This window comes from Mycobacterium persicum, assembly GCF_002086915.1.
Lineage (GTDB): Bacteria > Actinomycetota > Actinomycetes > Mycobacteriales > Mycobacteriaceae > Mycobacterium > Mycobacterium persicum.
In genome coordinates this window covers 5842269-5861841 of record NZ_MWQA01000001.1, presented here as the reverse complement: position 1 = coordinate 5861841, position 19573 = coordinate 5842269, and the positions used below count along the sequence as shown (strand labels likewise).

Below are 19573 nucleotides of genomic sequence, written 5' to 3'. Positions count from 1 at the left end.
CAAGAAACGCCAGCCAGGGGAAACGAGATATTCATGTTGACCCCGTACGCTTGGACAGCGTGACGGCTGCCGCCATGTGCAAAACCACCGATACGGTGCGCGGTATAGCGATCGCGCTCGGTGCGGCTGCACGCCAGGTGTCGTTAACGCGGATGGTGGGCACCGTGGTGGGAATCACAACATTGGTTGCGGTGGCGCTACTGGTTCCGCTCCCCACAGCGGTGCAGATGCGGGACTGGGCAGCATCGGTAGGCCCGTGGTTCCCGCTGGCGTTTCTGCTGGTGCACATCGTCGTCACGGTGCCGCCATTCCCGCGCACCGCATTCACAGTGGCCGCCGGCCTGTTATTCGGGCCGGCGTGGGGCATATTGATCGCGATCACCGCCAGCACAGCCAGCGCGGTCATCTCGATGCTGCTGGTGCGCGCGGCCGGATGGCGGCTCAACCGCCTGGTGCGCCACCGGGCGGTCGACCGGCTCGACGCGCGGCTGCGGGAGCGGGGCTGGCTGGCGATATTGTCGTTGCGGTTGATTCCGGCGGTACCGTTCGCGGCGCTGAACTACGGCGCCGGCGCATCGGCCGTGCGGGTGGGGCCGTACACGCTGTCCACGCTCGCCGGTCTACTCCCCGGCACTGCCGCGGTGGTGATTTTGGGCAATGCGCTCGCCGGGGACGGCAACCCGCTGGTGGTCCTGGTGTCGGTGTGCACGGCGGCGCTGGGCATGGCCGGGCTGATCTTCGAGGTACGCCACTATCGGCGCCAGCACTGCCGCGGCGTACCCCGCTACGACGACGAGCCCATACGCGAGCCGGCCGTCGCCCGCTGAACCGGCGACTGCATCAGAGCGTTCCGAACGCGCTGTAACCAGCGCATTTCATACCTGGATCACCTTCTCCGAATACCCGCGCCCCAACATTGGTGGCGTCAACAAGACGGTCCTCGACTGTGTCAGCGCTGAGGTAGCTCCGGATGTCATTGGTGATCACATCACCGGAAATGCTGGCGACGGCCAGCGCGCAGCTGGTGAGAATCGGTTCAGCCATTAGCGAGGCCAACGCGGCGGCCGCACCACCGATAACGGCAGTGCTGGCCGCGGGCGCCGATGAGGTGTCGGCGGCGATCGCAGCGATGTTTACCGCGCACGGTCAGGCATATCAAGTAATCAGCGCTCAAGCGCAGGCATTTCACGACCAGTTTGTGCAGACCATGGCTGCCACTGCGGCCGCCTACGCGAACACCGAAGCTGCAAATGTCGCGCAGACCCTCCTGAACGTGGTGAACGCGCCCTCGGAAGCCCTCACGGGGCGCGTATTGATTGGCAACGGCGTCGACGGAACCTCGCCAGGCCAGTCCGGCGGGAACGGCGGGTGGCTGTGGGGCAACGGGGGCGACGGGGCGCCGGGTGCCCCGGGCCAAGCGGGAGGTCGCGGCGGCGATGCCGGACTGTTCGGCAACGGAGGAAACGGCGGGGCCGGAGGGGCGGGGCGTAACGGAGGATCCGGCGGCGCGGGCGGAACAGGCGGCTTGATCGCCGGCAATGGCGGTCATGGCGGAGCCGGCGGAGCCGGAGTCAACGGCGGAAACGGCGGTCAAGGCGGCAATGGCGGCGCCGCCGCCGGACTGTTCGGCCACGGCGGCGACGGCGGCGGTGGCGGCGTCGGCGGCACCGGAACCGCCGGGACCAACCCGCCCAGCAACGCGGCCCCCAGCGGTGCCGACGGTGGCCAAGGTTCGCCGATTCCGTTCGGAACGGACGGCGGATCCGGCAGCGATGGCACCAGCTACGGGCAGGCCGGCGGCTCCGGGGGCCGAGGCGGGGACGGGGTCGGGCTGCCGGGTGGCGACCCAGGCCCCCACGGAACGATCGACGGACTGGCGGGGGGCAATGGTGGCGCCGGAGGTGACGGCGCCATGGGCGCGCCCGGCGGCATGGGCGGAATGGGCGGCAATGGCGGTGCCGGTGGCCACGGCGGGTGGCTCGTCGGCAACGGCGGCTTCGGCGGGCGAGGCGGTGCCGGCGGTACCGGCGGCGACGGCGCTGTCGGCGGTCAGGGCGGCATGGGCGGCAATGGCGGTGCCGGCGCCCAATTCGACACCGCAGGAGCAAACGGTAACGGCGGAGACGCCGGTGATGGTGGGCAAGGCGGTGCCGGGGGCGACGGCGGCCACGGCGGAAATGGCGGCGCCGGCGGCGCCGGCGGGATCTTCGGCCACTCCGGTGATGCCGGCGAAGCCGGTGGCGGCGGTACCGGAGGTTCCGGTGGCGCCGGCGGGGCCGCCGGCCAGGCCGGGGCGGGTGGCCATAGCGGCAATGGGATCCCCGACGGGAAGGCGGGCGCGGATGGCAAAGCCGGTGGCCTCGGTCCTAACGGCACCGCCGGTCAACCCGGAATGACCGGCTGATCCGGCTAACGCCGCCCATCGCGACATGGCAATAGCCACCCGCTAGCCCGCGTTCGGGTCCAGCCGACCGGTTCAGCTACAGCAGCGCGGGTCCAGAACCGCGCACAGTGCCTGCAGGCCCTGCGGGCGTGCGCGGTGGAAGACATACATGCCGCGACGGTCGGAGATCACCAGGCCCGCATTGCGCAACTGGGCCAGGTGATGGCTAACCGTGCCGTCGGACAGGCTGAGGGCCGCGGCCAACGCGCCGCTGGTCTCCTCCCCCGCGCTGGAGCTGAACAGGTACGACATGATCTTGACCCGGGCCGGGTCGGCCAAGGCCTTAAGCCGCAATGCCACCTCGAGGGCGTCGTCGTCGCTCATCGGCCCCGCGGCCACGGGAGCGCAGCACACCGGTTGGGAGATATCGATCACGGGCAAAGCTTTAGGCATGATCCCACCATGCCAGATTTCTTGACATATATCAAAAAGGTGGCATCATGGGCACCGGCATCAGTTCGATATATGTCTAACCCATTGGAGGTTGTTTCCGATGTCCCGTGTGCAACTGGCTCTCAACGTCGATGACCTGCAGAGCGCGATCACGTTCTACTCCAAGCTGTTTGGCGCGCAACCGGCGAAAGTGAAGCCGGGTTACGCCAACTTTGCGATCGCCGATCCGCCGCTGAAACTGGTGCTGCTGGAAAACCCCGGCTCCGGTGGCAGCCTGAACCATCTCGGCGTGGAGGTCGACTCCAGCGCAACGGTGCATGCCGAAATCGGCCGGTTGACCGAGGCCGGCATGTTCACCGAGGAGGAGATCGGAACCACCTGTTGTTTTGCCACCCAGGACAAGGTCTGGGTCACCGGCCCCGGCGGGGAACGCTGGGAGGTCTACACCGTGCTGGCCGACTCCGAAACCTTCGGCGCCAGCCCCGCTCACCCCGGCGACGAGGACGCTACGTGCTGCGGCGCCGAGGCCGCGGCGACGTCGTGCTGCTGACTTCCCGACTGCCCGGTTGCGCCTTGATTCGATAACTGTCAATATCGACGTATGTCGAAGCAGGCTGAGCCGTCTGGCGTTGGCGATCCCTGTTGTGAGGTCAGCCCGCTGGTGGCCGAACCGCTGAGCGCCCCGGCGGCAGCGGTAATGGCGGCCCGGTTCAAGGCCCTGTCCGATCCGGTACGGCTGCGGCTGCTCTCGGCGGTAGCCAGCCACGCCGGCGGGCAGGCCTGCGTGTGCGATATCACCGATGGTCTCGACGCGCTCGGGGTTGGTCAACCGACCATCTCCCATCACCTCAAGGTGCTGCGCGGAGCCGGGCTGTTGACCTCGCAGCGCCGCGGCACCTGGGTTTACTACGCCGTGGTGCCCGAGGTGCTCGCCGAGCTTTCGGAGCTGCTGGCCGGTGTCCCCGCGACCGCAGTGGCGACAGCCCGGTGACTGATACAGCCCGGCTTTCCACGCTGGATCGATTTCTGCCGGTGTGGATCGGGTTGGCGATGGCCGCCGGGCTGGCACTGGGCCGGCTGATCCCCGGCCTGGGCGGGCTGCTCAGCACTGTGCAAGTCGATGGCATCTCGCTGCCCATTGCCGCCGGGCTGCTGATCATGATGTATCCGGTGCTGGCCAAGGTCCGCTACGACCGGCTCGACGCCGTTACCGCCGACCGTCGGCTGTTGGCCGGTTCACTGCTGCTGAACTGGGTGGTCGGCCCGGCGGTCATGTTCGCCCTAGCCTGGCTGCTGCTGCCGGACCTGCCGCACTACCGGACCGGGTTGATCATCGTCGGGCTCGCCCGCTGTATCGCCATGGTCATCGTCTGGAACGACCTGGCTTGCGGTGACCGCGAAGCCGCCGCCGTCCTGGTCGCACTGAACTCGATGTTCCAGGTCGTCATGTTCGCCGTGCTGGGGTGGTTCTACCTTTCGGTGTTGCCCAGCTGGCTCGGCCTGCCGCAAACCGGCATCGATGTCTCGGCGTGGCAGATCGTCAAATCCGTGCTCATATTCCTCGGTATCCCCCTGGCCGCCGGATACCTGACCCGTCGGCTCGGAGAACGCGCCAAGGGCCGGAAGTGGTATGAGACCCGGCTGCTGCCCCGACTTGGGCCCTGGGCTCTGTACGGACTGTTGTTCACGATCGTGATTCTCTTTGCCCTGCAAGGTGATCAGATCACCACCCGGCCATGGGACGTCGCCCGGATCGCGGTACCCCTGCTGGCCTACTTCGCCGTCATGTGGGCCGGGGGCTACGGGCTGGGACTGGCGTTGCGGCTTGGCTATGCCCGAACTACCGCGCAGGCATTTACCGCCGCCGGCAACAACTTTGAGCTCGCCATCGCGGTGGCGATCGTCACCTTCGGCGCCTCGTCCGGTGAGGCGCTGGCCGGGGTGGTCGGACCGCTGATCGAAGTGCCCGTGCTGGTCGCCCTGGTGTACGTCTCTTTGGCGCTGCGGCCGCGGCTCTTCCCGTCACCGCCGGCCCCGACCCGTCCGGCGGAAAGCTTGCCCTCATGACCGACCCGCCTAGCGTGTTGTTCGTCTGCGTACACAACGCCGGCCGCTCCCAGATGGCCGCCGCCCTGTTGACCCGGCTGTCCGAGGGCCGCATCGAAGTCCGTTCGGCCGGAACCGAACCCGCTGACCGGATCAACCCGGTCGCTGTGGTCGCGATGGCCGAACTGGGCATCGACCTGACCTCGGCAACCCCGAAGGCGCTCACCCCTCAGGCCGTGCAGACCAGCGATGTGGTGATCACCATGGGCTGCGGCGACGCGTGCCCGTACTTCCCCGGGGTGTCCTACCGCGACTGGAAACTCGAAGACCCCGCCGGCCAGCCCCTCGACGTCGTGCGGGCGATCCGCGACGACATCACCGCACGTGTTCGTGCACTGATCGCCGAACTACTGCCGGCACCCACAACCGGGTGACGACCCAGACCGCCGGTGTGCCAATCGGTTTCACGCCGACGCCGGCACGGCCCGTAGTACCGAGCCAAACGCCGCCCTGATATCGCCGGTCGACGCCCCTCGCCCGTCTAAAGGTCGGCGACCGCAGCCAACGTGAGCCGGAATTGCGCGCCGCCATCATGCGGCAAGCACACCAGGTCGCCGCCGTGTGCCCGAGCCAGCGCCCGCGCGATCGGCAGGCCCAACCCGGCGCCACCGTGGTCTCGGGCGCGTCCAGCGTCCAGACGCACCAGGCGTTCGAAGATGCGGTAGCGCTCGTCATCGGGGATGCCGGGGCCGGTGTCGGTGACGGTAACCTCGGCCACTTTGCCGCCGGCGCTCAACTCAACGGTGATGGACCCGCCCGCCGGGGTATACCTGCGGGCATTGTCAAGCAGATTGGACAGTATCTGCGCCACCCGCGTCGGATCCGCCGCGATCGTCAGCGAGCTGAGCCCGGTCCGGCTCACCGTGAGGTTCGGCGCCAGCATGGCGGCCCGGTGAACTTCGGCGTCGACAATGCCACCCAGGTCGGTGTCGTGCACATCCAGCGATAGTCCGGCGTCGATACGGCTCAGATCCAGCATGTCGGCGACCAACCGACCGGCCCGGCGGGCCTCCGACAACAACAGGGTGGCGCGGCGGTACTGACCGCGCGCCACGGCGTCGGACTCGTGCCGGCTGGCGCTGGCGGCCAGTTGTTCGGCGGCGGCCTGGATTCCGGCGATCGGGGTGCGCAGTTCATGAGCGGCGTCGACGAGGAATTGCCGGGTCGCGCTCTCGGCTCGCTGCGCCGATACCGCGGCTTGCCGGGCCCGCAGTTCGGAAGCTTCCAATGCGTCCAGCATGCCGTCGAAAGCGCTTGCGGCCCGGCCGAGTTCGGTATCGGTGCGATCCGGGCGCAGTCGACGACCGCGGTCGCCGGTGCTGATGTCCTGGGCGAGCGCAGCGAGTCGGTCCAACGGCCGCAGCGCCGCCCGGCTGACCACGACCAGCAGCAGCGCCGCCACCACCAGGGTTCCCAGACCGGCAGCGATCATCAGCTGACGCAGCTGGCGGGTCACCTGGGTGGTCTGCGTGGTGTCGGCAACCAGGATCAGCCGGGAACCGTCCGGCAACGGGTGGACCACCGCCGTTGCGGTGGCGTCGGGTGGCAGGCCGGGCGGCGGCCCTATCGGGTGAGGCGGCGGCGGGCCGGGCGGCGGGGGATGCGGGCCCGGCCGAAGGGGCGGCGGGTAGCCGGGCGGCGCCGGAACCACCGGGCCCGCGGTGGTCGCGGGGCTGATGCTGCGATCACCGTAGGCGCTGCCGTCGGCGGTCACCAGCAGGGCCCGCACGCTACCCCCGTTGAGCTGGGCGGCAAGCAGTTCGGGTGACGTGTGCGCGGCCACCAGCGCATCGGCGCGTGAGGTGGCCGCCACGAGCCGGTCGTGCAGATTTCGTCGAGCCTGCAGCCCCAGGCTGACGTCGATGGTGACACCCAGCACCACCAGCAGCCCCGCCAGCAGCGCCACCACCAGCAGCACCACCCGGCCCTGCAACGACGGCGTCGGGGTAGCCGGATCGACCGCGGGTCCCGTCGGGGTGGCCGTCATGACCGTGGTTGTTGGAGCCGGTATCCGATGCCGCGAACCGTGTGCAGCATCCGCGGGCCATGGGCCTCGAGCTTTCGCCGCAAACTGCTGACGTGGACTTGCACCAAATTGGTGTCGTAGGCGTCGTAACCCCACACCGCGTTGAGGATCTGACGGGCGCTGACAATCCGACCCCGTTGCTGCACGAGAAAGTCGAGCAGCCGAAGCTCGGTGGCGGTCAGTTCCAGCTGATGGCCGTCGCGTACGACGACTCCGGCGTCGACGTCGACTATCAGATCGCCGACCTGGACCACGCGCGGTAACCGGCCCCGCCGCCGCAGCACCGCGCCCACCCGTGACACCAGTTCGGCGAGTTCGAAAGGTTTGACCACATAGTCGTCGGCGCCGCCGTCAAGACCGCGCAACCGGTCGGACAGGCCGTCGCGGGCGGTGATCAACACGATGCTGATGTCGCCCCACGCCTGGATGACGTTGATGAGGTCGAAGCCGTCGCGGCCCGGCAACATCACGTCGAGCACCACCAGATCCGGCCGCAGGCCCTCCAGGACCTCTTCTAAACCTTCACCGTCGCAACGGGTTTCGGTGTGGTAACCGACATCTGCCAATGCCTCACCGACCATTTCCCGGATGGTCTCGGAGTCCTCGACCACGAGCACTCGTGGTGCGCCGACACTGAACCGACCGATGCGCCTCGCCGGACGACCTGCGACGCGGTTCGGGCGCGAACGATCGGTCATGGCTCCATTGTTAACGTGCGGTGCTGAGATCAATCCGAAGCACGCACGTTTGTCCCAACCAATTTCACCGACATGGGAGCCAGCATGACCGCCCACCACACCAACCCGCCACCGCCACCGGCGACCGGAGCCGCAGCCGGGCGGCGCCATTCCACCGGCGTGGTGATCGGCGCCACGGTCGCGGGTTTGGCGATCGGCGCACTCGCCGTCTTCGCGGTAACCGGCGTCACCTGGAAAATTCGGGTCGAGCTGCCTGCTCCGCTATATCCGCCCGGGCTGTCGTCGACGCCACCGGTGAGTAATCCCCCGGCACCGCCGGCAGCGCCGACCACGGCGGCGACGGCTACGCCGAGCAGCTCCCCTGCAGCGCCGCCGGCGCCGCCCTTGCCGCCGTTGCCGCCCGGTCAGTAAACCGCTCGAGCAAACACGTTTCTTCAGGTCCACTTCAAGTACGGCCGTTACCGTCGCGATTACCGAGCACACCGATAGAAATCGACGACGTGAGGAGCCGTATGACCGCCGACGAAAACACCAGCACGACCGGCCCTGTCGCAACTCCCGCACCTGTCGCACCCCCGCCGGCGGTGCTCGCCGACCCCGGACGCGAGCGCCGCCGCTTCTCGCTGGCCGCGCTGATCGGCGCCGGGGTTGCGGGCCTGATCCTGGGCGCAGCCGGCAGCGTGGCTGCGATCGCATTTGCCTGGCTGATCAGCGTCGGGCCACCGCCCCCTCCCCCGGGGTCGGGGCCCATGCCAATGCCGGGGCAAGCATTCAGCCACGGCCAACCGCCTCCTCCCGGTCCCGGCGGCCCACCTGGACCGGTCGCGGGAGGTTTCCGGCCGATGCCCGGGCCATTGGGCGTGCCGCGGGGTCCACGACCGCCGGCGCCACCCCAGGCGGGGCCTTTCGGCCCCGGCCAACCGCCGGGAGCGCCGGGCCAGCCACCCGGACCGCCGCCGTCCACGCAAACCTCGCCGACACCCCGCCCCTGAGCGGTCGCCAAGCAGCACCCCAAGAATCGTCGGCGTAAACGATCGTTTATAATTGTAAACGTGCGTTTACCTCAGCCGGACGACCGCACGGCGCGAGCCCGAATCCGTGACGAGGCGCTGCGACTGTTCGCCGCGCGCGGCCCCGCCGCGGTCACGATGCGCGACATCGCGACCGCGGCGGGAGTGTCGGCGGCCTTGGTCATCCGCCACTACGGCTCGAAGGACGGTCTGATCGAGGCCGTCGACACTCAGGTCGTCGCGACCTTCGACGTGCTGCTGACCGAAATCACCGACCAGACCGGGGCATCGGACCTCGGCCCCGCGGCGGTGCCCGGTCTGCTCGACGGCCTGGCCCGCCACCTGCCACCCGATTCGGCCATACCGGGATACCTGAGCCGGATGCTGATCGACGGGGGTCCGGCCGGGTCGACGCTGTTCGAACGCCTTTTTCTGCTCAGCAAAGCCGCTTTGGACGCCATGGTGGCCGCCGGCACCGCCAGTCCTGGCACCGATCCCGAGATACGGGCCGCCTTCCTACTGGTCAACGACCTGGCACTGCTGACCCTACGACCACGGCTGATCGAGGTGCTCGGCGTGGACCCGCTCGCCGCTTCGGGGATGCAGCGCTGGGCGGGGGAGGTGCTTTCGATTTACCGCGACGGACTACGCGGTACCTGATGGAGGAATGGAGGGGAACAATGTCCCTATTAGCCAGGGCCGGCGCACGGCTGTTGCGCTCCCGCAGGCTCATGCGCGCGCCCATCTGGATTTATCGCGCACGCGCAGGCGCCCTGTTCGGATCGCGGATCCTGATGCTCGAACACATCGGCCGAAAGTCCGGTGCCCGCCGCAATGTGGTGCTCGAGGTGGTCAATCATCCCGATCCGCACACCTACGTCGTCGCGTCCGGCTTCGGCCGGAAAGCCCAGTGGTTCCGCAACATCGAGGCCAATCCGCACGTGCGGGTCTACGCCGGTAGCCGCGCCCCCGCTGCGGCCACGGCGCGTGTACTCGACCAGGCGCAGGCCGACCGGGCGCTGGCCTCCTACCGCAACCACCATCCGCGGGCCTGGCGACGTCTGAAGCCGGCACTCGAGCAGACTCTCGGCACGGCGATCACCGACACCGGCACTCCGCTGCCGCTGGTCGAGCTGCGCCTCGGCTAAACCCGGTCCGGCCCCTTGGCCGTCATCACCGCGAACACCGCCAGAAACATGGCCGCCGGAATCGCGGTGACACTGAAGTCGCGCGCCCGAACATGGGCGCCCAGCGCCAAGACGAAGTACACCGTCAGCATCGCCGTGGTCAATCGCGCCAGCGCGGGAAACCGGGTGGCCGAGAGCAGTCCGACGGCCGCGGCAGCCTTGGCCGCGGGCAGGACCGGACGAACGCCGGCCGGCACACCCAGGTCGTCGAGCAACTTCTCGATCGGTGCCAGTGGGATCGCGCATGCCACCGCATCGCCGGCCTGAAACACCGCCAGCGCCGCATAGGTTTTCGGTGAGGTCACAATGCCCATCAGCTGCTCCTAACGCCGCAGCTCCGGCGGCGGACCCAACGGATTTTCCACCGGTGTGCGAGCTATCGCCTCGGCCTTGGCCACGGCTTGGGCGATCGTCGGGTCGGGCTGGGTGGAGAACCACTCGGCGACCTCGTCGTCGTCGCCGTCGGCAGCGTGCTTGGGCAGGTCCTCGATTGGAGACGGCTCGAACCGGAACACCCCGTCCTCCCCCGGCGTCCCCAACAACCTGGTGAAGCCCTGCAGCGCCGCGCTGAAATCGCTGGGCACCACCCATACCTTGTTCGCGTCGCCGCGGGCCATCTCCGGCAGCGTCTGCAAGTACTGGTAGGCCAGCATCTCGGGGGTCGGCCGGCCAGCCTTGATCGCCGCGAACGTCTTCTCGATGGCCTTGGCCTGCCCCTGCGCCTGCAGATAGGCCGCGGCTCGCTCACCCTGGGCACGCAATATCCGCGACTGCCGGTCGGCCTCGGCGGCCAGGATCGCGGCCTGTTTGGCACCCTCGGCCGCAAGAATCTGCGCCTGCTTCTGCCCCTCCGCCTGCTTGATCGCCGCTTCCCGGGTGCCCTCGGCGGTCAAGATCATCGCCCGCTTTTCCCGGTCGGCCTTCATCTGCTTTTCCATGGATGCCTGAATGGACGGCGGCGGGTCGATGCTGCGCAGCTCTACCCGAGCCACCCGCAGGCCCCACCGGTTGGTCGCCTCGTCGAGCACACCGCGCAACTGGCCATTGATCATGTCGCGGGAAGTCAGCGTCTGCTCCAGCGTCATGCCGCCGACGACGTTGCGCAGCGTAGTGGTGGTGAGCTGCTCGACGCCGACGATGTAATTGCTGATCTCGTACACCGCGGCCTGGGGAACGGTGACCTGGAAGTACACCACGGTGTCGATGTTGAGGGTCAGGTTGTCCTCGGTGATGACGGGCTGCGGCGGAAACGACACCACCCGCTCACGCAGGTCCACCCGGGCGCGGACGCGGTCGATGAACGGCACCAACAACGTCAGCTGCCCACTGACCGTGCGACTGTAACGACCCAACCGCTCGATCACCGCGGCCTCGGCCTGCGGGATCAGCGCAACCGACTTGGCCACCACAATGATGGCGAATATCACCAAAACGGCCAGAAACACCAGGCCGGCAACGGCACCTTCCACCGGGATTCCTTTCTCCAGTTGCTACGCGTCTTTGAAGACGACCGCGGTGGCTCCCTCGATATGCACCACGGTCACCGAATCACCCGGTTCGAACACGTCGCCCTCGTTCAGGGGACGTGCCGTCCACACCTGGCCGTCGATTTTGACCTGGCCTTCATCACGGGCGACCCGATCCAGCACCAGAGCGCTCTTGCCCTCCAGCGCCTTGACGCCCATCGGCACGCCTTTGCCGGGGGTCAGCCGCCGCCGCAGCCCGGGCCGAACCAGCACCAGCAACAGAACCGACACGATCAGAAACACCGCGCCGTCGGCCCACACCGGCCAGTCCATCAGCCAGCTGCTTCCCGCTGCCGCCAGCGCGCCACCGCCGAGCATCAGCAAGAACATGTCGCCGGTCAGCGCCTCCGCGCTGGCGAGCACCAACGCTGCGATCAGCCAGATCAGGGCGACGGGCATGCGCACAGAATACGCGTGATCCCCGACAACCGTGCCCAACAACTACACTGCGAGATCATGTGGTGTCCCAGCGCAACGCTTTCGATGTGGGCCAACGCCTGGCTCGCCGGCAAGGCTGCGCCCGACGATCTTCTCGATGCGTTATCTCTCTGGGCGCCAACGCAATCGGTAGCGGCATATGACGCGGTCGCGGCCGGCCATACCGGTCTGCCATGGCCGGACGTCGATAGCGCGGGAACGGTGTCGCTGTTGTCAACGCTGCGCGCCGCCGCAGGCCGGGGACGGACGTCGGCGCCGGGCCCGCCGGATCGGTTACGCGCGACGATCAACGTGGTGTTGCCGGTGCCGGGCGATGTGCGCGGGCTATCCGCCGGAACACAATTCGAGCGGGACGCGCTGGCCGCCGGTGAAGCCATCATCATCACCAATCCCGATGATCCCGGCACGGCTATCGGGCTGGTCCCCGAGTTCTCTTACCGCGACACCGAACAGACTGCCGACGACGATGCGGCCCTACCCGAGTTGGGTGCGTTGTCGTGGATGGTGTATTCGCTGCCCGGTACCCCGGTGTTGGACCCCTACGAACTGGGCGACGCCGAATACGCCCTGCGGACCGCGGTGCGCTCGGCTGCCGACGCGTTGGGCGCTATCGGCACGGGCCCTAGCGCCGCCGGCATCGCCAACCCGCGCGGCCTGGTCGAGCAGTTGCTGGAATCCGCACGGCAACACCGCATTCCCGACCATGCGCCGTCGCGCGCACTGCGGGTGCTAGAGAACGCCGCACACGTCGACGCGATCATCGCGGTCAGCGCCGGCCTCAGCCGATTGCCCGATTCCGCCGCGGACCGCTTCACCCCGCGCCTGACGGCCGGTCTCGAGCCGATCCAAGCGCAGTCGTCATCCGAAGTACAGACTGCGTTCGACGCGCTGCGGCCGCTGACCGCGGTGGTGCGCTCCGCGCGGATCGCGGCCGTCAGCGCGATCCTGCATTCGGCTTGGTCGGACTGAGCTCCAGTTCGCGCGCAACGCAATGCGGCGGCCGGCAGGGCTCACCGTTGATGCCGGCCAGGCAGCCGGGCACCGGATCGGGGCCGCTGACCCGCGACGGCGCGCGACCATAGCGAAGTTCGTCGATCAAATCCGCAGCCAGCCGGGCGAACCGCCGATCGGCGTTGGGAGTGCCGGCCCGGGCGAACTCGATGCCCAATGCCTGTGCCTGTAAACGCAATTCATGGTCGAGATCCCACACCACCTCGATGTGGTCGGCGACGAATCCGAGGGGACAGACGATCACCGCGGTGGTACCCGCGTTCGCCAGCGCGGTGAGGTGGTCGCCGACGTCGGGCTCCAGCCAGGGAACCTGCGGCGGACCGGAGCGCGACTGCCAGACCAGGTGATAGTCGCCATATCCGGCGGCATTTGCGACAAGGGTTGCGGCATAAGCGACTTGGCGGCTGTAGAGACGAGGCCCCCAGCGCTGGTCGGCGGCCACCGGGATGGAATGCGCAGTGAACACCAGTCTTGCGTCAGCGGGCACGGTCGCCGCAGCCGAAGCAATGGCAGCGGCGAACATCTCGACGAACAGCGGATGGTCGAAGTAGGGCCGCAGCTTGACCAGCTCGGGCGCATTTGGGCCGGCCGCCCGGCGTGCCCGGGCTACGTCCTCGGCATACTGCGCGCAGCTCGAATAGCCGCTCCACGCCGATGTCGCGAATACGGCGGCACGACGAATCCCGTTGTCGCGCATGGCTTTCACGGTGTCTTCGACGTAAGGTTCCCAGTTGCGGTTGCCGAAATACACCGGCAGGTCCAGTTCGGCTTGTAGCTGGGCGATCAGCGCTCGGTTGATGCCGTTGATCGGTGAGACGCCACCGAAATGCAGGTAGTGCTCGGCCACCGCATCGAGGCGTTCGGGCGGCACACCGCGGCCCCGGGTGACGTTCTCCAGGAACGGCCGCACCTGCTCGGGCCCCTCCGGCCCACCAAAGGACAGCAGCAGGACAGCGTCAAATTCCATGCGGGCTAGAGCAACTGGGTGTGTGCGCCGCCGTCGGCGAAGATGATGTCACCCGTGGTCGCGGGCAGCCACTCCGACAGCAGCGCGCAGACGGTCTTGGCGACCGGCGTCGGGTCCTTCATGTTCCAGCCGATGGGAGCGCGCTGGTCCCAGCCCTCCTCGAGCAGCTGGATCTGCGCGCCGGCCTCCTCGCCCAGCGCACCGCCGACGATTGCCGCCATCGCCAGCGTCCGGATCGGCCCGGCGGCAACGAGGTTCGAGCGCACACCGTACTTACCGGCCTCGCGGGCCACGAAGCGGTTGACCGACTCCAGTGCGCTCTTGGCGACCGTCATCCAGTTGTAGGCCGGCATCGCCCGGCTCGGGTCGAAGTCCATGCCGACGATGGAGCCACCGCGATTCATGATGGGCAGCAGCGCCTTTGCCATCGAAGCGTAGGAGTACGCGGAGATGTGGATACCCTTGGACACGTCCTCGTAGGGCGCGTCGAAGAACGGGTTGATACCCATCCCGCTTTGCGGCATGAAGCCGATCGAGTGGACCACGCCGTCGAGCTTGTTGCCGGCACCGATCACCTCGACAACCCGATCCGCGAGCGTCGCGAGGTGCTCGTCGTTTTGCACGTCGAGTTCCAGCAGCGGCGCCTTCTGCGGCAACCGGTCGGTGATCCGCTGGATCAACCGCAACCTGTCGAAACCGGTCAGCACCAGCTGCGCGCCCTGCTCCTGGGCCACCCGGGCGATATGAAACGCGATCGAGGAGTCGGTGATGATCCCGGACACCAGGATCCGTTTGCCCTCCAGCAGTCCTGCCATTGTTTCGTCCCCTCTTGCTCTTAGTGACCCATGCCCATGCCGCCGTCCACCGGGATGACCGCACCGGAGACGTAACTCGCGTCCTCCGACGCCAGGAAGCTGACCACGCCGGCGACCTCGGCGGCGGTGCCGACCCGCTTCGCCGGGATGAATTGCAGTGCCCCCTCCTGGATCCGCTCGTCCAGGGCTCGGGTCATATCGGTGTCGATGTAACCCGGGGCGACCACATTCGCGGTCACGTTGACCTTGGACAGCTCTCGGGCGATCGAGCGGGCCATGCCGATCACACCGGCCTTGGAGGCCGCGTAGTTCGCCTGGTTGCCGATGCCCCAACTGCCGGAGACTGAACCGATGTAGATCAGCCGGCCGAACTTCTTCCGCTGCATGCTGCGAGCTGCCCGCTGAGTCACCCGGAACGCCCCGGTGAGGTTGGCGTCAATGACCTTCTCGAACCGCTCCTCGGTCATGCGAATCAGGAACGCATCCGCGGACACGCCGGCGTTGGAAACCAGCACCTCAACCGGACCCTGGTGCTCCTCGACCTCTGTGAAGGCGCGATCGACGGCGTCGCTGTCGGTGACGTCGCACTCGACGGCGAACAGCCCCTCGGGCGCCCCGGATCCGCGGTGCGTCACCGCCACCTTGTGGCCGTCGGCGGCCAGCCGTTGCGCGATCGCCAGTCCAATCCCCCGGTTTCCGCCGGTGACCAGGACTGACCGGGATACGAAAGGGGGTTTGCCGCCGTCGGTGGCGGCCTCGCTTGTGGTGTCGGTGGCTGCGTCAGTCACCCCGTCAACCTAGCGCCTCGTTGAGGCAACACCGAAATCGGCTCATCGCATGTCGCGAACGTGACGCCAGGGCGAGATCCGGCGCGATTTTTCGCCGTGGCGTTACGGTCGGCGTGACGTCAGGTCGGCAGCCGGCGGTTGATCAGCAACGCGGCCAGGCCGGCCAGCGCCAGCACCAGCGCACCCAGCCGCAGCCAGCCCGCGCTGGCGTCACCTTTGATGGTCTCGTAGCCGATCTGCTGCTGCAGCGACGTGTACACCGCCTTCAGCTCGGCCAATGTTGCTGCGTTGTAGGCGTTTCCGCCGGAGAGTTGGGCCACCTTCTTCAGGGTCTCGTCATCGACCGGTACCGGCTGGCGCTGGCCGTTGATCTCCACGAACCCGTATGGGGTGCCGAACGAGATCGTCGAGATCGGCACGCCCTGGTCCTTGGCGGTGCGAGCGGCGGTAAAGGCGCCCTTGGGGTTGTCCGGATTGGTCGGCATCGTCTCCTTGCCGTCGGAGAACAACACGATGCGCGCCGGCGGCGGCGTGTCGCCTCCACCGATCACCGCGCCGACGGTGGCGATGGCCTGCAAGGCGGTGAAGATCGCCTCCCCGGTGGCCGTGCGATCGGCGAACTGCAGCTTGTCCAACGCGTTCTTGGTCGCGTCGCGGTTGGTCGTCGGCGACACCAGCACCGTCGCCGTGCCCGCGTACGCGATCAGTCCGAGATTGATGCCGGGGGTGAGCTCGTCGGCGAACTGCTTGGCGGCCTCCTGCGCGGCGACCATGCGGTTGGGTTCGACGTCGGTCGCGCGCATCGACTGCGAGACGTCGATCACCAGCATCACGACCGCCCGGTTGCGCGGAATCCTGACGTCATGCGTCGGTCCGGCCATCGCGGTGGTCAACAGCACCAGCGACAACGCCAGCAGGATCGCCGGAACATGCCGCCAGCGGGAGGGCCGCTTGGGCGCCACACTCTCCAGCAACGCCATGTTGGCGAACCGCAACATCCGCTTCTGGCGCGCCAGCTGCAGCACGATGTACAGCGCCACCAGCCCGACGACGACAAATAGGAACAGGAAGAACCACGAGTGTTCGAAGCCGGACAGCGTCATCGGCCCGAGCAACGGCAGTGTCATATCAGACCCGTCATAAAAGATGCGAGCAGGTGTGTCACTGAACCCCCGCCATGGCACCACGTCGCCGGGAGGCGACGAAGCGGACGATGTCTGCCAGCCAGTCGCGGTCGGTGCGAAGCGTCAGCACCGGTGCGCCACAACCGCGGAGGGTCCGGGCCACGTCCGCGCGGTGCGCCGCCGCGGCCCTGGCGAAATCGTTCTGCAGCTGGGTGTCGATGGTGAATTCGCGGGTGACGCCGCTTTCGGCGTCCTGCAGGATCACGTCGCCGATATCGGGCAGCTCGACATCGCGCGGATCCAGGACTTCGATGGCCAGCACCTCGTGGCGGGCCGCGATCGCCCGCAGCGGCCGCATCCAGTTGATCGGCCCCAGGAAGTCGCTGATGACCACCGCCATCCCGCGCCGGCGTTCCGGTCGGCGCAGCGCGTCGATGGCCACCGCCAGGTCCCCGCGCACCCCGGCCGGAGCCTTGGGCATGGTGGCGATGGTGCGCAACATGGTGTGTTGATGCTGGCGGCCGGTGCGGGCCGGCACCCGAGTCATCGTGGCGCCGTTGGCGACCAGGGCGCCGATTCGGTTGCCGCCACCGCTGTTGAGGAAGGTGATGGCGGCGGCGGCCGCCACCGCGAGGTCACGTTTCTCACAGACCGCGGTACCGAAGTCCAGGCTGGCCGACATGTCCACCACCAGCCAGGTTTCCAGTTCGCGGTCGGCGATCATCTGCCGCACGTGGGGGTGCGTGGTCCGGGCGGTGACCGCCCAGTCCATCCGGCGCACGTCGTCACCGGGCTGGTACAGACGCGACTCGCCCGGCTCCGTGCCCGGCCCGGGAATCAAGCCGAGGTGATCGCCGTGCAAGACACCGTCGAGCTTGTGCTTGACGGTCAGCTCCAGAGTGCGCAGCGCCGCCGACAGCTTGGGGTCGTCGATGTCGCCACGTAGCAACGACGGCGGATGGACGACCGCCGGCGCCTTGCTTTCGGTCACCGGCCGCTAGCCGCAGCCGCCGCCTGCATTACCGGCGGTACCGAATGGCCTTGTTGCGGAACGGCATTCACTTGCGGCAAGGCGACGGTCTGCAACACCCGGTTGATGATGATCTCCGGGGTGATCTCGTCGGCCAGCGCGTCATAGGTGAGCACCAGCCGGTGCCGCAGCACGTCGGGGATGACTTCGATGACATCCTGCGGGATCACATAGTCACGCCCGCGCACCAGCGCCAGCGACCGGGCCGCGGCGATGATGCCCAGCGAAGCTCGCGGGGATGCGCCGAACGCGATCCAGCTCTTGACGTCGTTCATCCCGAGTTGTTCGGGCGCCCGGGTGGCGAAGACGACCCGCACCACGTAGTCGACGAGCGCGTGGTGCACGAAGTTGTTGGCCGCGATTCCCTGTAGCCGCACCAGGTCGCCGGTGTTCAGGATCTGTTTGGGCTGCGGCGGGGTGACGCCCATCCGGTAGATGATCTCGCGCTCTTCCTCGGCCGAGGGGTAGCCGACGTTGATCTTGAACAGGAATCGGTCGCGCTGCGCCTCGGGCAACGGGTAGACGCCCTCGTGTTCGATCGGGTTCTGCGTCGCCATCACCAGGAACGGGTTGGGCAGCGGGAAGGTCTTACCACCGATGGACACGTGACGTTCCTGCATCACCTCCAGCAGCGCCGATTGCACCTTGGCAGGGGCACGGTTGATCTCGTCGGCGAGCAGGAAATTGACCACCACCGGGCCGAGCTCGGTGTCGAATTCCTCCTTGCCCTGCCGGTAGATGCGGGTTCCGACGATGTCGGTGGGCACCAGGTCGGGGGTGAACTGGATGCGGGCGAACGTCCCGCCGACGACCCGCGCGAAGGTCTCCACCGCCAGCGTCTTGGCGACCCCGGGCACGCCTTCGAGCAATACGTGGCCCTTGGAGAGCAGGCCGACCAGCATCCGCTCCACCAACTGGTCCTGGCCCACGATGATCCGCTTGACCTCGAAGATGGCCCGCTCGAGCGTGTGTACCTCGGCGGCCAGCCCGTCAGAACCACCGGGAGCACCCGGGGATGCCTCATGGGCCGGCGGGCCGGATTGCCCGCCCGGACCCGGGTAACCGCCACCTGCTGCTGTCATCGACAACCCTCCACCGCTCGATCAGACACGACTGCTGACACGACCAACGCCGCGGGGCAGCGACGTGCCCGCGTTCAACTATTCCAGGCGCCGTGGATTCCGTCGACGCCGCGGTTCCTGCCCGGCCACCCTAGACCCTCCGGGCAGGACGCAACCGTCCGGGGGAAGCCGGACGAGGCGCCCCGACAGTCGCCGGAGCCGCACCGGCTCAGTACTCGATGATCCTGGTCACGAATGGTGTCATGCCGGCCTTGCGCACCGGACTCACCGTGACTTTGCCGGCAAGGCTGGACGCTTCCAGCATCTGACCGTTGCCCAGGTACATGGTGACGTGCTGGCTACCGCCCGGGCCGTAGAAGATCAGGTCGCCGCGCCTGGCCTCGTTGGGCGGGATGTGGCGCCCCGCGTTGTACTGGTCACCGGAAAACCGCGGGATCAGCACGCCCACACCCGCGAAGGCGTAGCGCATCAACCCCGAGCAGTCGAAGCCGACGGTCCCGGCGCCGGAGTCCACGCCCTTACTCGGACCCTCCAGAGTGCCGCCGCCCCAGGAATAGGGGACTCCCATCTGTGATCCGGCCCGGCGGATCACGTACTCGATGGCTTGCCGGCCGTTGGCACGCGGAATCCGGCTGGGGCTGGTGTTGGCGGCACCGGCGGCGGGACTGCCGCCGAGGTTGATGCCCAGTCCGCCCAGAAACTGGCGGCCCAGATCGAGGGTGGTCTGGGTGGCCTGGGCGGTGGCTTGCAGCGACGCGTTGGCGACGGCGAGCGCATCTCCGGGTGCCCCCGCGCTGGCGGTTGCCGGCAAAGTCGGGTCCCACGGACCGGGATCGGCGTCGGCCGGCGCCGCTACAGCAACCAAGAGCCCGGTCACCATCGCGGTGATCCAGGCCAGGTTGATCAGGCGAAATCGCTTGTGCCGCATA

The 19573-nt window shown here is 68.1% G+C and carries 22 protein-coding genes and 1 pseudogene; 10 read left to right on the top strand and 13 right to left on the bottom strand.

Features of this window, described 5'->3' with window-relative positions; genetic code table 11:
• Positions 1-59 precede the first annotated feature (59 nt).
• Positions 60-827 (top strand): TVP38/TMEM64 family protein, encoded by a 768-nt coding sequence (locus tag B4U45_RS26680; protein ID WP_075546102.1) that lies wholly within the window; start codon positions 60-62, stop codon positions 825-827.
• Positions 828-970: 143 nt separating this feature from the next.
• The gene (locus B4U45_RS26675; protein ID WP_219859554.1) at positions 971-2404 is read left to right on the top strand and encodes a PE family protein; all 1434 of its coding nucleotides are present in this window, start codon (positions 971-973) and stop codon (positions 2402-2404) included.
• 72 nt (positions 2405-2476) lie between these two features.
• Here B4U45_RS26675 and B4U45_RS26670 read toward each other — a convergent pair whose 3' ends face one another.
• The gene (locus B4U45_RS26670; protein ID WP_083155220.1) at positions 2477-2836 is read right to left on the bottom strand and encodes an Rv2640c family ArsR-like transcriptional regulator; all 360 of its coding nucleotides are present in this window, start codon (positions 2834-2836) and stop codon (positions 2477-2479) included.
• Positions 2837-2936: 100 nt separating this feature from the next.
• Here B4U45_RS26670 and B4U45_RS26665 point away from each other — a divergent pair, with 100 nt between their 5' ends.
• The 3 genes and pseudogenes from B4U45_RS26665 (at position 2937) to arsB (ending at position 5316) form a co-directional block, all read left to right on the top strand.
• Positions 2937-3386 carry an ArsI/CadI family heavy metal resistance metalloenzyme gene (locus B4U45_RS26665; RefSeq protein WP_075546099.1) on the top strand — a complete coding sequence of 150 codons (450 nt, stop codon included), beginning with the start codon at positions 2937-2939 and terminating at the stop codon, positions 3384-3386.
• A 51-nt stretch (positions 3387-3437) separates the two neighbouring features.
• Entirely contained in the window at positions 3438-3827 is a 390-nt protein-coding gene (locus B4U45_RS26660) for an ArsR/SmtB family transcription factor (RefSeq protein WP_075546098.1), read from the top strand.
• Positions 3824-5316 (top strand): annotated as a pseudogene (gene arsB / locus B4U45_RS26655) (ACR3 family arsenite efflux transporter). The gene B4U45_RS26660 and the pseudogene arsB overlap by 4 nt, the downstream one beginning before the upstream one ends.
• A 107-nt stretch (positions 5317-5423) precedes the next feature.
• On the opposite strand, the gene B4U45_RS26645 reads toward arsB, so the two are convergent.
• Complete coding sequence (locus B4U45_RS26645) at positions 5424-6929, bottom strand: sensor histidine kinase (protein WP_075546095.1); 1506 nt, start codon at positions 6927-6929, stop codon at positions 5424-5426.
• A complete protein-coding gene (locus B4U45_RS26640) occupies positions 6926-7666 on the bottom strand; it encodes a response regulator transcription factor (RefSeq protein ID WP_075546094.1) in 741 nt (246 codons plus the stop codon). The genes B4U45_RS26645 and B4U45_RS26640 overlap by 4 nt, the downstream gene beginning before the upstream one ends.
• An 84-nt stretch (positions 7667-7750) precedes the next feature.
• Here B4U45_RS26640 and B4U45_RS26635 point away from each other — a divergent pair, with 84 nt between their 5' ends.
• The 4 genes from B4U45_RS26635 to B4U45_RS26620 all read left to right on the top strand — a co-directional run bounded on the left by B4U45_RS26635 (position 7751) and on the right by B4U45_RS26620 (position 9824).
• Positions 7751-8077 (top strand): hypothetical protein, encoded by a 327-nt coding sequence (locus B4U45_RS26635; protein ID WP_158006319.1) that lies wholly within the window; start codon positions 7751-7753, stop codon positions 8075-8077.
• A gap of 101 nt (positions 8078-8178) precedes the next feature.
• Positions 8179-8658 carry a hypothetical protein gene (locus B4U45_RS26630; protein ID WP_082275303.1) on the top strand — a complete coding sequence of 160 codons (480 nt, stop codon included), beginning with the start codon at positions 8179-8181 and terminating at the stop codon, positions 8656-8658.
• A gap of 60 nt (positions 8659-8718) precedes the next feature.
• On the top strand, positions 8719-9336 hold the full coding sequence (locus B4U45_RS26625) for a TetR/AcrR family transcriptional regulator (RefSeq protein WP_075546091.1): 618 nt from the start codon (positions 8719-8721) through the stop codon (positions 9334-9336).
• Between the two features lie 20 nt (positions 9337-9356).
• Positions 9357-9824 (top strand): nitroreductase family deazaflavin-dependent oxidoreductase, encoded by a 468-nt coding sequence (locus B4U45_RS26620; protein WP_075546090.1) that lies wholly within the window; start codon positions 9357-9359, stop codon positions 9822-9824.
• On the opposite strand, the gene B4U45_RS26615 is transcribed toward B4U45_RS26620, so the two are convergent.
• From B4U45_RS26615 to B4U45_RS26605, 3 genes are read right to left on the bottom strand one after another with little or no spacing between them, the layout of a single operon-like run.
• The gene (locus B4U45_RS26615) at positions 9821-10177 is read right to left on the bottom strand and encodes a DoxX family protein (RefSeq protein ID WP_075546089.1); all 357 of its coding nucleotides are present in this window, start codon (positions 10175-10177) and stop codon (positions 9821-9823) included. The two genes, B4U45_RS26620 and B4U45_RS26615, sit on opposite strands and share 4 nt — an antisense overlap.
• 9 nt (positions 10178-10186) lie before the next feature.
• Positions 10187-11332, bottom strand: a complete 1146-nt coding sequence (locus B4U45_RS26610; protein ID WP_083155225.1) for an SPFH domain-containing protein — start codon at positions 11330-11332, stop codon at positions 10187-10189.
• A gap of 21 nt (positions 11333-11353) precedes the next feature.
• Positions 11354-11788 (bottom strand): NfeD family protein, encoded by a 435-nt coding sequence (locus B4U45_RS26605; RefSeq protein WP_075546087.1) that lies wholly within the window; start codon positions 11786-11788, stop codon positions 11354-11356.
• A gap of 57 nt (positions 11789-11845) precedes the next feature.
• Between B4U45_RS26605 and B4U45_RS26600 the strand changes: the two genes are divergently transcribed.
• Entirely contained in the window at positions 11846-12796 is a 951-nt protein-coding gene (locus B4U45_RS26600; protein WP_075546226.1) for a hypothetical protein, read from the top strand.
• Here the strand turns inward: B4U45_RS26600 and B4U45_RS26595 are convergent.
• From B4U45_RS26595 to ripB, 7 genes are all read right to left on the bottom strand, one after another.
• Positions 12762-13805, bottom strand: coding sequence for a ferrochelatase (locus B4U45_RS26595; protein WP_075546086.1), 1044 nt, complete (start codon positions 13803-13805; stop codon positions 12762-12764). The two genes, B4U45_RS26600 and B4U45_RS26595, sit on opposite strands and share 35 nt — an antisense overlap.
• A gap of 5 nt (positions 13806-13810) precedes the next feature.
• Positions 13811-14620 carry an NADH-dependent enoyl-ACP reductase InhA gene (gene inhA / locus B4U45_RS26590; RefSeq protein WP_075546085.1) on the bottom strand — a complete coding sequence of 270 codons (810 nt, stop codon included), beginning with the start codon at positions 14618-14620 and terminating at the stop codon, positions 13811-13813.
• A 20-nt stretch (positions 14621-14640) separates the two neighbouring features.
• Complete coding sequence (gene fabG1 / locus B4U45_RS26585; RefSeq protein WP_075546084.1) at positions 14641-15408, bottom strand: 3-oxoacyl-ACP reductase FabG1; 768 nt, start codon at positions 15406-15408, stop codon at positions 14641-14643.
• Between the two features lie 119 nt (positions 15409-15527).
• Positions 15528-16535 (bottom strand): VWA domain-containing protein, encoded by a 1008-nt coding sequence (locus tag B4U45_RS26580; protein ID WP_075546083.1) that lies wholly within the window; start codon positions 16533-16535, stop codon positions 15528-15530.
• 34 nt (positions 16536-16569) lie between these two features.
• The gene (locus tag B4U45_RS26575; protein ID WP_075546082.1) at positions 16570-17523 is read right to left on the bottom strand and encodes a DUF58 domain-containing protein; all 954 of its coding nucleotides are present in this window, start codon (positions 17521-17523) and stop codon (positions 16570-16572) included.
• The gene (gene moxR1 / locus B4U45_RS26570; RefSeq protein ID WP_075546081.1) at positions 17520-18644 is read right to left on the bottom strand and encodes a chaperone MoxR1; all 1125 of its coding nucleotides are present in this window, start codon (positions 18642-18644) and stop codon (positions 17520-17522) included. The genes B4U45_RS26575 and moxR1 overlap by 4 nt, the downstream gene beginning before the upstream one ends.
• 208 nt (positions 18645-18852) lie before the next feature.
• A complete protein-coding gene (gene ripB, locus B4U45_RS26565; RefSeq protein WP_075546080.1) occupies positions 18853-19572 on the bottom strand; it encodes an NlpC/P60 family peptidoglycan endopeptidase RipB in 720 nt (239 codons plus the stop codon).
• Position 19573: the final 1 nt, after the last annotated feature.

Excerpts from the sequence above, each read along its gene's own strand:
- B4U45_RS26675 (WP_219859554.1), top strand. The coding sequence starts at position 971 with ATGTCATTGGTGATCACATCACCGGAAATGCTGGCGACGGCCAGCGCG.
- B4U45_RS26670 (WP_083155220.1), bottom strand. The coding sequence starts at position 2,836 with ATGCCTAAAGCTTTGCCCGTGATCGATATCTCCCAACCGGTGTGCTGC.
- B4U45_RS26665 (WP_075546099.1), top strand. The coding sequence starts at position 2,937 with ATGTCCCGTGTGCAACTGGCTCTCAACGTCGATGACCTGCAGAGCGCG.
- B4U45_RS26660 (WP_075546098.1), top strand. The coding sequence starts at position 3,438 with ATGTCGAAGCAGGCTGAGCCGTCTGGCGTTGGCGATCCCTGTTGTGAG.
- B4U45_RS26645 (WP_075546095.1), bottom strand. The coding sequence starts at position 6,929 with ATGACGGCCACCCCGACGGGACCCGCGGTCGATCCGGCTACCCCGACG.
- B4U45_RS26640 (WP_075546094.1), bottom strand. The coding sequence starts at position 7,666 with ATGACCGATCGTTCGCGCCCGAACCGCGTCGCAGGTCGTCCGGCGAGG.
- B4U45_RS26635 (WP_158006319.1), top strand. The coding sequence starts at position 7,751 with ATGACCGCCCACCACACCAACCCGCCACCGCCACCGGCGACCGGAGCC.
- B4U45_RS26630 (WP_082275303.1), top strand. The coding sequence starts at position 8,179 with ATGACCGCCGACGAAAACACCAGCACGACCGGCCCTGTCGCAACTCCC.
- B4U45_RS26620 (WP_075546090.1), top strand. The coding sequence starts at position 9,357 with ATGTCCCTATTAGCCAGGGCCGGCGCACGGCTGTTGCGCTCCCGCAGG.
- B4U45_RS26615 (WP_075546089.1), bottom strand. The coding sequence starts at position 10,177 with ATGGGCATTGTGACCTCACCGAAAACCTATGCGGCGCTGGCGGTGTTT.
- B4U45_RS26605 (WP_075546087.1), bottom strand. The coding sequence starts at position 11,788 with ATGCCCGTCGCCCTGATCTGGCTGATCGCAGCGTTGGTGCTCGCCAGC.
- B4U45_RS26600 (WP_075546226.1), top strand. The coding sequence starts at position 11,846 with ATGTGGTGTCCCAGCGCAACGCTTTCGATGTGGGCCAACGCCTGGCTC.
- B4U45_RS26595 (WP_075546086.1), bottom strand. The coding sequence starts at position 13,805 with ATGGAATTTGACGCTGTCCTGCTGCTGTCCTTTGGTGGGCCGGAGGGG.
- inhA (WP_075546085.1), bottom strand. The coding sequence starts at position 14,620 with ATGGCAGGACTGCTGGAGGGCAAACGGATCCTGGTGTCCGGGATCATC.
- B4U45_RS26580 (WP_075546083.1), bottom strand. The coding sequence starts at position 16,535 with ATGACACTGCCGTTGCTCGGGCCGATGACGCTGTCCGGCTTCGAACAC.
- moxR1 (WP_075546081.1), bottom strand. The coding sequence starts at position 18,644 with ATGACAGCAGCAGGTGGCGGTTACCCGGGTCCGGGCGGGCAATCCGGC.
- ripB (WP_075546080.1), bottom strand. The coding sequence starts at position 19,572 with ATGCGGCACAAGCGATTTCGCCTGATCAACCTGGCCTGGATCACCGCG.